Genomic DNA, 7801 nt, shown 5'->3' on the forward strand with positions numbered 1-7801 from the left:
CATCGACCGGCAGTTTTTAATGCTTTAACTGCTTTAAATACAATAAAGCAATAATGCTTATTACTAGAGTCGTCTCAGAAGAATCGTACCCAAGCGAAACAGTGTATCACAATAAAACAAAAAAGGCGAACTCTGAGGTTCGCCTTTCTGCGAGTAGAAAAACCAAATCACGAATTTTTTATCATCGGCAGGCCGTACTTTTTTGCTTTGCGGTAGATGGTCGCGCGGCCGATTCCAAGTTGCTTGGCCGTTTTCGAGATGTTGCCCTCGCATTCCAAAAGTGCCTGACGCAAAGCCTGTTCTTCCAATTTCTCGATCCAGCTGGCAAGCTTGTTGTCCGATTCATAAATACGCTTTTCACCCAAAGCTCGAACAGCAGGCGGCAGATCTTTTGCAGTAATCTCATCGCCGTTGGCCAACACGACCGCCCGTTCCATGGCATTCTCCAGCTCGCGTACATTGCCCGGCCAGTTATAGGCCATCAGCAGTTCCAAAGCATCCGGTGAAATGCCTTCGATGTGTTTTCCTTCCTGTTCGTTGAATTTCTTTAAAAAGTGTGCCGCCAGTAAAGGTATGTCTTCTTTTCGTTCGCGCAAGGGCGGCAGTTTGATGGGAAACACCGAGATGCGATAATATAAATCTTCGCGAAAGTTGCCTGCCTTCATTTCCTCTTCCAAATCCTTGTTGGTTGCGGAAATGACGCGTACGTTGACCTTGATCAGCTCGTTGCCGCCGACCCGCTCGAACTCGCGCTCCTGCAGAATGCGCAAAATTTTTGACTGCGTTGCCGGGGTCATCAAGCCGATTTCGTCGAGAAAGATGGTGCCGCCGTCCGCCTGTTCGAATTTGCCGATCCTTCTGCCGGATGCGCCGGTAAAACTGCCCTTCTCATGTCCGAAAAGCTCGCTTTCGAGCAGCGACTCCGGCAGTGCCGAACAGTTTACAGCCACAAACGGCTTGTTTGCCCTGGTCTTGGAATGGAAATGAATCGCCCTGGCAATCAGCTCTTTTCCGGTGCCGCTCTCGCCTTGAATCAGCACGGTAACGTTGCTGTTGACCACCTTTTCGACAGCCCGAAAGACATCCTGCATGATGCCGCTCTGACCGATGATGTTGTGAAATCCATACTTGTTCTTCAGCTCGGAACGGAGCTCGCTTACCTCTTTCTGCAGCGAACTATTCAGCAGGGCGTTTTGTACGGTGACCAACAGGCGCTCGCGCGCAAAAGGCTTGGTCAGAAAATCATAAGCGCCGAGCTTCATCGAATTGACCGCCCGCTCGATGGTGCCGTGTGCGGTCATCATGATCACCGGCAATCGAGGTTCCTCTTCTTTGATTCGCTTAAGCGTCTCGATTCCGTCGATGCCCGGCATCTGAATGTCTAAAAGCACCAAATCGGGCAAGTCCTCTTTGATCAACTTGAGGCAGGCTTCTCCGCTCAGCGCGGTGCTTACTTCGTATTTCCGCTCCTTGCGAAGACTCGCCTCGATCATCTTGCAGATGTTCTTATCGTCATCGACGATCAATATAAGCGGACGTTCCCTCTCTTCCACAAAGTGTCTCCTTTTAAAACAAACCGCCTTTCATTTTATGGCATAAAATACTAATAAATAAAACGCTAATTTGCAAGTAATTTTTGTATGCTTATGATACACTCAACCAAGCAGATTCTCAATACGAGACAATAATATCGACAGGTTTTTCCCTTGCAAAGTCATCCGCATCATCAGCCAATTCGACTCCACATGCCTCGATTCTAGCTTAACCCAGTCTTTCTCCGTCGTCACCACATAATCGGCATTGACGATTCTGTGTGTCTTGTTAATTTTTTCGATGTCCTGATCTTGATAATAATAATGATCAGGGAAGATAATCTTTACAGCGATTACTATGCCGATCTCCTCAAGCATGCGGAAAAAATATTTCGGATTTGCCAATCCGCAAACGGCGACAACTCGACAATTTTTCAAATCACCGAGAGTCAGCACCTTTCCCTGCATGTCAACCGCCTCTCTGAAGCAATAGGAGGCGCATGCCCACGGTTTTGCCGACAACATCTGCCGCGGAACCTTTTCCAAGCTGCTGCCGCCGGTGAACAAAACAAAATCCGCACGGCGGATGCTGCGAACAGGCTCCCGCAAAGGCCCGGCCGGCAGGCACCAACCGTTGCCGAGCGGATTGATGCTGCGCATTGTTATCAAATCAAAATCTCGCGCCAGCCGCCGATGCTGAAAGCCGTCATCCAGCAAAATAACATCCGCTGCAAAGCGCCGGACCGCCGATTGAGCGGCGCGGACGCGATCCTCGTCGACAATGAGGGGAACGCCGGGGCAGTTGCGTGCCAAAAGCAGCGGCTCATCTCCTGCTGTTTCGGCGTCCGTCAAAATATGATTTCCATCCGATACAATGACTGTGCCTCGGCTTTTTCTGGCGTAGCCGCGACTAAGGATGACGACCTTTTTGCCCCGTCGCAGGAGCTCATTGGCCAGGAACTGAACCGTCGGGGTCTTTCCGGTGCCCCCAACCGTTATGTTCCCGACAGAGATAACCTTACAGGGAGGTCTGTAAATAGCAAACATCCCCTTATCATAAAAAAAATTGCGAAAGGCTACGACAAGTTGATAGAGCAGGGAAAGCGGAAACAGAAAAAGGGCTTTTCGCCTGGATTCAAACCAAAGCATCCGCTTTCTCCTGGAGGCGGTTCATCGCCTCCTCGAGACGACGACGTTCCCGCTCGAATTCTTCCGGAGTCGAGGTTCGAGGAATAGTGACGGGTTCGCCGTAAAGCAGGAGGAGGCGCGAAAAGGGCTTCCATAGCGTAAATCGATCCCAAGAATCAAAGACTATGGGGCGCGAAGCAGCAAAAGTCAAGGGAAGCACCAAAGCGCCGCTCCTCTGAGCCAGCATTACGGCTCCCGGTTTCATCTCCATCCGCGGGCCTTGCGGGCCGTCAGGTAAAATCGTGCAGTGATCGCCCTGCTTCAAATGGCGCAGCATATCATGAAACGCCTTTCTTCCGCCGCGGGTACTCGAGCCGCGCACGGTGCGATAGCCCAAGCGTATAGTGGTCCTGGCAATGACCTCCCCGTCACCGTGCTCGCTGACCATCGCCACAATTTTTTGTCCGCGGTGCACATAAAGAGGTAAAATCATGCGTCCATGCCAAACGAGATAAAGAATGGGTCTCCCACTCGCCAGAGCCAGATCGAGAGCGCGGCGGTTTTGAATTCGGATTCTACCCAATCGGCACCACAGCAAAACGATCAACCAGGCAATCTTGCCGGCAAGGTACCGCAACAGTTCCCGCTTTTGCCGTTTAGTAAGCATACCGTTTTTCCTGCAGCATCTCTAAAATTAATGATGCAGTACGAACCGATGCGCCGGGTGTGCCGAGAAGCCCCTTAACTCCAGCCAAGGATGATTTTATCTCCTGACGATAAGCCGCATCAAAGAGAAGACGTTCGATTTCCGGCAGGATGCGATCAGGAACGGCATCACCCTGTACAAATTCTTTGACAATTTCTCTTCCGGCTACAATGTTGACCAAGCCGATATGCGGAATTTTAACCACGCGCTTGCCGATCGCAAAGGAAAGCGGTGAGACTTTATAAACCAAGCAAAAAGGCGTTTCGAAGCAGGCGGCTTCCAATGTGCTGGTGCCCGACTTGACGACTGCGGCGTCTGCGTAGGCCATCAACTCGTAGGCGCAACCCGGCACCAAACGGACTGGAAAGCCTTTCACCCGTGCTTCCATTTTCTGCTTGGAAATGGTTTCTGCAACGCTGACCGCGACCTGCAGCTTGGGATACTGACTCTTGAGCTGCTCAGCGGTTTTCAGCAGCATAGGCAATAACCGATCGATTTCCTGCATGCGGCTGCCGGGGAAAACCGCCAGCAGGGGAGCGTTTTCATCGAGGTCATACCAACGAAAAAACTCTTGCCGCGAGAGGGTAATCTGCAGGCCGTCCATTAGAGGGTGGCCGACAAAGCGGGCATCGATGCCGTAGCGTCGGAAAAAATCCACCTCGAAAGGAAAAATCACCGCCATGCGGTCGACAAAAGCAGCCATTTTTTGTGCGCGGCTTTCATGCCATGCCCAGACCTGGGGTGCGATGTAGTAAAAGACCGGTGTGCCCAAGGCTTTGAGCCGTTTGCCCAGCCGAAGATTAAAGCCCGGATAGTCGATCAAAACAGCCAGTTCCGGTTGTTCTTCCCTGGCGTAATGCATGACTTCCGCAAAGGTGCGCCGAATTTTACCTAAATGGCGCACGACTTCGGCAAAGCCCATAAAACAGGTTTCCCTGATGTGACGGATGAGCGTCATACCTGCCGCCTGCATCCGGTCCCCTCCGATGCCCGCGATTTTGAGTGAGGGGTCAGCTGCCAGCAGCGCTTCGATTAACTTTCCGCCGTGCAGATCCCCCGAAGCCTCCCCCGCAATAACGAGCAGTTTCCTCCCGCTCATCCGATCACCCGAGCCGCACCTGCCATTACCTTTTCCCTAATCTCCATGGCGACGGCCAAGGCATCGCGCGCTTCCTTTGCCGTCACGACCGGCGTGCGGCCCGTCCTTACAGCCTCAAAAAAGCTTTGCCATTCCGCTTGCATCGCGTCCTGCTCGGGTACCGGTGGTTTTTCATAGACAATATTTCGCTTGTATTTGCCCTTGTCGATCATGCCCAAATTGATGCCGTCGGAAGCGGCGGGCTCGTCGGAAAGACGAAAGATCTCGGTCAGCTTGAGTAAAAAGTCGATCGAAATGTAGGCATCCTTTTGAAAGATCCGCATCTTGCGCATTTTGCGCTGCGAGATTCGGCTGGCGGTGACGTTGGCCGCACATCCCGAGGCAAACTCGATGCGGGCATTGGCGATATCCGCTTCGTCCGAGACGATGGCCACCCCGCTCGCTCGAATCTCCGTTACCGGACTCTGCACGAGACTGAGGATGATATCGATGTCATGGATCATCAAATCCAATATAACGGCGATATCGGTGCCTCTGGGATCAAAAGGCGACAACCGATGAGATTCTATGAACAACGGATCCCTGAGCCTGCCGTCCAACGCCCGAATAGCCGGATTGAACCGCTCGATATGCCCAACCTGCACCGGAATACCAAGGCTTTCGGATAATTGAACGATTTCATCAGCCTCTGCCAAGGTAGCGGCAATGGGTTTTTCGATGAAAACCGGCCGACCGGCCTGAAGAACCTGTTTAGCCATTGCAAGATGGTGTGTCGTCGGCACAATAACTCCGACACAATCACATTCGCGGATCAATTCCGCTGGTTCTGCAAACGCACGGCATCGGTAGCGCTCGGCAATTTCCTGTGCCCGCAGCGCATCGACATCGTGCACACCGACCAACTCTGCCGATTCCATTTGCGACAGCGCATTACAATGAAAGTTTCCCAACTTGCCGACGCCGATAATGCCTACTTTGATCTTTTCCATGGCTTTTCCTCGTCGATATGATCCTTCATAAATCAATTTAAACATTCTCATTTGATTTTACAAAATGAATAGGAGCACTCCTCGAACAGTTTTTTTTGCGTTTCTTTAATGAAATGTTTATTTTTGTAAAAGCAGGCGTTCATGCCGTCGATGTATCGAAAATAACACATCGCGAAAGGATGCATTATGCCCAACAAGGTGGAAACCTACAAGGATCTCGTTGTCTGGCAAAAAAGCCATCAGCTTGCCCTGACTCTTTCCCAAAGCAAAGCGGCCAAAAAGGAGTACGAATCCCTTTTGGAGGTCATGAGGGGCCTCGCTGCCGATACCGCCGCCAATATCGCCTTGGGCTTCCGCAACCGCGGTAAAAAAGCCAAGCTCCATTTTTATCAGGCCGCATTTAATTCCATTTGCCGGCTGAATTATTATTTGACGCTCGTCAATGATCTGGAGGCTTTGAAAAAGAGCGAAAACCTGGAAGAAGAAGTTAAATCCGTCGAGCACATGCTGATTCGGCTTATACGGTCGAACCTCTCTGCATCCTAAGCCAAGGAGTTCTCATGGATCTCGCCGCCATTCAACAAGAACTGCAGCGCAGCCGAATCGACGGCTGGCTTTTTTACGATTTTCATCATCGCGACCCTATTGCCGCGCGTATTCTCGATATGGATACCACCCGCTTTGCCTCGCGGCGTTGGTTTTACTACATTCCGGCGTATGGGGAGCCGAAAAAGCTCGTTCACCGTATCGAGCCGTGGCGATGCGATCATCTTCCCGGGCAAAAGCGGGTTTATCTCTCATGGCAGGAACTGCATCAGGCGCTGCAGGAGATAGTCGCCGACGCATCCACTGTCGCCATGCAGTATTCGCCGCTTAATGCCGTTCCCGCCGTCTCCATCGTAGACGCCGGTACCGTCGATCTTATCCGCAGCTTCGGTGTGCAGGTGGTCTCCAGCGCGGACCTTGTGGGCCGTTTCGAAGCGCATCTTTCCATGGAAGACCTGCGCACCCATGAAGAAGCAGGAAAACTCCTGCACGAAATCAAAGACCGTACTTTCCATGAAATTGCCGTTCGAGTTCGGAATGGACAGCGGCCGACGGAGCATGAAATCCAAGTTCTCATGCATGAATGGATGAAGGAGAAAGGATTGATTTGGGCAGACGGCCCAATCGTAGCCGTCAACGAGCATGCCGCCGATCCCCATTTCGAGCCTTCACCTTCGGCCGCAACAGTCATTCGGCCGGGAGATCTCTTGCTTCTCGATTTGTGGGCGAAACTGGATCGGCCGCGCAGCATTTATTACGATATCACATGGATGGCTTTTGTCGGAGAAGAAACGCCCCAAAAGTGGGAAGAGATCTTTCAGATAGTCGTTTGTGCACGCAATGCGGCACTACAGCTGATCAAAGATCGATTTGCCGCCGGCGCGCCCATTTACGGCTGGGAAGCCGACGAGGCTTGCCGGCGCGTCATTGTCGAAGCCGGTTATGGTCCGGCGTTTATTCACCGCACGGGACACAATATCGGCGAGCAGGTGCACGGCAACGGCGTCAATCTGGATAATCTTGAAACCAAGGATGAACGGACCATATTGCCGGGGACTTGCTTTTCAATAGAGCCGGGCATTTATCTGCCGGAAAAGAAAATCGGCTTCCGGTCCGAGATTGATGTCTTTGTCACCGATGAAGGCGAGGTTACTGTCTACGGGCCGATGCAGGACAACATTATTCCGCTTTTAGCGGTTTTTTAACCAACGGCGAAATCCTCTATTTCCGCAAGCTTGTCCAATAATTGATTTGTGTGATCACCATGACCATGGTGGCGATCTGGGTGGTTACGACTGCCACATCGCGAAAGGTCTCCCAAAAGTCCTTTTCTACCCGCTGCGGCACAAAAATCATGTCGCCCATTTCTACCTGCGTTTTGCGCGGACTCAGCAGTTCGCCCGTACCGGCTTTTTTGATTTTAACTTTTCTCGACCAGGCGCCGCTGTTGTAGCCGCCCGCCCGCTTGATATAATATTCATAGCTCTTGCCGGGTTCGTAGGGCAGGAGTCCAGGATTTTTAACATGTCCGACAACATAAACAGTATTTTCGACGGCCGGCACCACGATCAAATCCCGATCCTGGAGCGCAATGTCGTATTCCTTTTTCCCCTTCTGAAACAGTGCCACAAAATCCACTGAAACCAACCCCTTCAGCTCGCGGGCGCGTTCTCTATAGTAGGCTTTTTCAAAGGGATCCATATCGGTACTGATTAGGTAATCCAACCGCTCGAATTCGCGATCCTTGACCTCCTCCATGGAACGTCGCTGTACATAAGCGCCGTTGAGCATGGCCTGCGGC

Annotated in this window: 8 protein-coding genes; 2 read left to right on the top strand and 6 right to left on the bottom strand. The window is 51.8% G+C overall.

Annotated features, from left to right (window positions below; genetic code table 11):
- Positions 1–167: 167 nt before the first annotated feature.
- The 5 genes from ONB24_04430 to ONB24_04450 form a co-directional block, all read right to left on the bottom strand.
- A complete protein-coding gene (locus tag ONB24_04430; GenBank protein ID MDZ7315352.1) occupies positions 168–1553 on the bottom strand; it encodes a sigma-54 dependent transcriptional regulator in 1386 nt (461 codons plus the stop codon).
- 102 nt (positions 1554–1655) lie between these two features.
- The gene (lpxK, locus tag ONB24_04435) at positions 1656–2681 is read right to left on the bottom strand and encodes a tetraacyldisaccharide 4'-kinase (GenBank protein MDZ7315353.1); all 1026 of its coding nucleotides are present in this window, start codon (positions 2679–2681) and stop codon (positions 1656–1658) included.
- Positions 2668–3327: a lysophospholipid acyltransferase family protein gene (locus ONB24_04440; GenBank protein MDZ7315354.1), complete on the bottom strand. Its 660-nt coding sequence runs from the start codon at positions 3325–3327 to the stop codon at positions 2668–2670. The genes lpxK and ONB24_04440 overlap by 14 nt, the downstream gene beginning before the upstream one ends.
- Positions 3317–4465 (bottom strand): lipid-A-disaccharide synthase, encoded by a 1149-nt coding sequence (gene lpxB, locus ONB24_04445; GenBank protein MDZ7315355.1) that lies wholly within the window; start codon positions 4463–4465, stop codon positions 3317–3319. The genes ONB24_04440 and lpxB overlap by 11 nt, the downstream gene beginning before the upstream one ends.
- Positions 4462–5454 carry a Gfo/Idh/MocA family oxidoreductase gene (locus ONB24_04450; GenBank protein MDZ7315356.1) on the bottom strand — a complete coding sequence of 331 codons (993 nt, stop codon included), beginning with the start codon at positions 5452–5454 and terminating at the stop codon, positions 4462–4464. Before ONB24_04450 ends, lpxB begins: the two co-directional genes overlap by 4 nt.
- Positions 5455–5640: 186 nt before the next feature.
- On the opposite strand from ONB24_04450, the gene ONB24_04455 reads away from it, so the two are divergent.
- On the top strand, positions 5641–6000 hold the full coding sequence (locus ONB24_04455; protein ID MDZ7315357.1) for a four helix bundle protein: 360 nt from the start codon (positions 5641–5643) through the stop codon (positions 5998–6000).
- Positions 6001–6014: 14 nt separating this feature from the next.
- On the top strand, positions 6015–7205 hold the full coding sequence (locus ONB24_04460) for a M24 family metallopeptidase (GenBank protein ID MDZ7315358.1): 1191 nt from the start codon (positions 6015–6017) through the stop codon (positions 7203–7205).
- Between the two features lie 16 nt (positions 7206–7221).
- On the opposite strand, the gene ONB24_04465 is transcribed toward ONB24_04460, so the two are convergent.
- A partial coding sequence (locus ONB24_04465; protein MDZ7315359.1) for an SLBB domain-containing protein occupies positions 7222–7801 on the bottom strand: 580 nt, incomplete at its 5' end.

The organism is candidate division KSB1 bacterium (assembly GCA_034505495.1).
GTDB lineage: Bacteria > Zhuqueibacterota > Zhuqueibacteria > Residuimicrobiales > Krinioviventaceae > Fontimicrobium_A.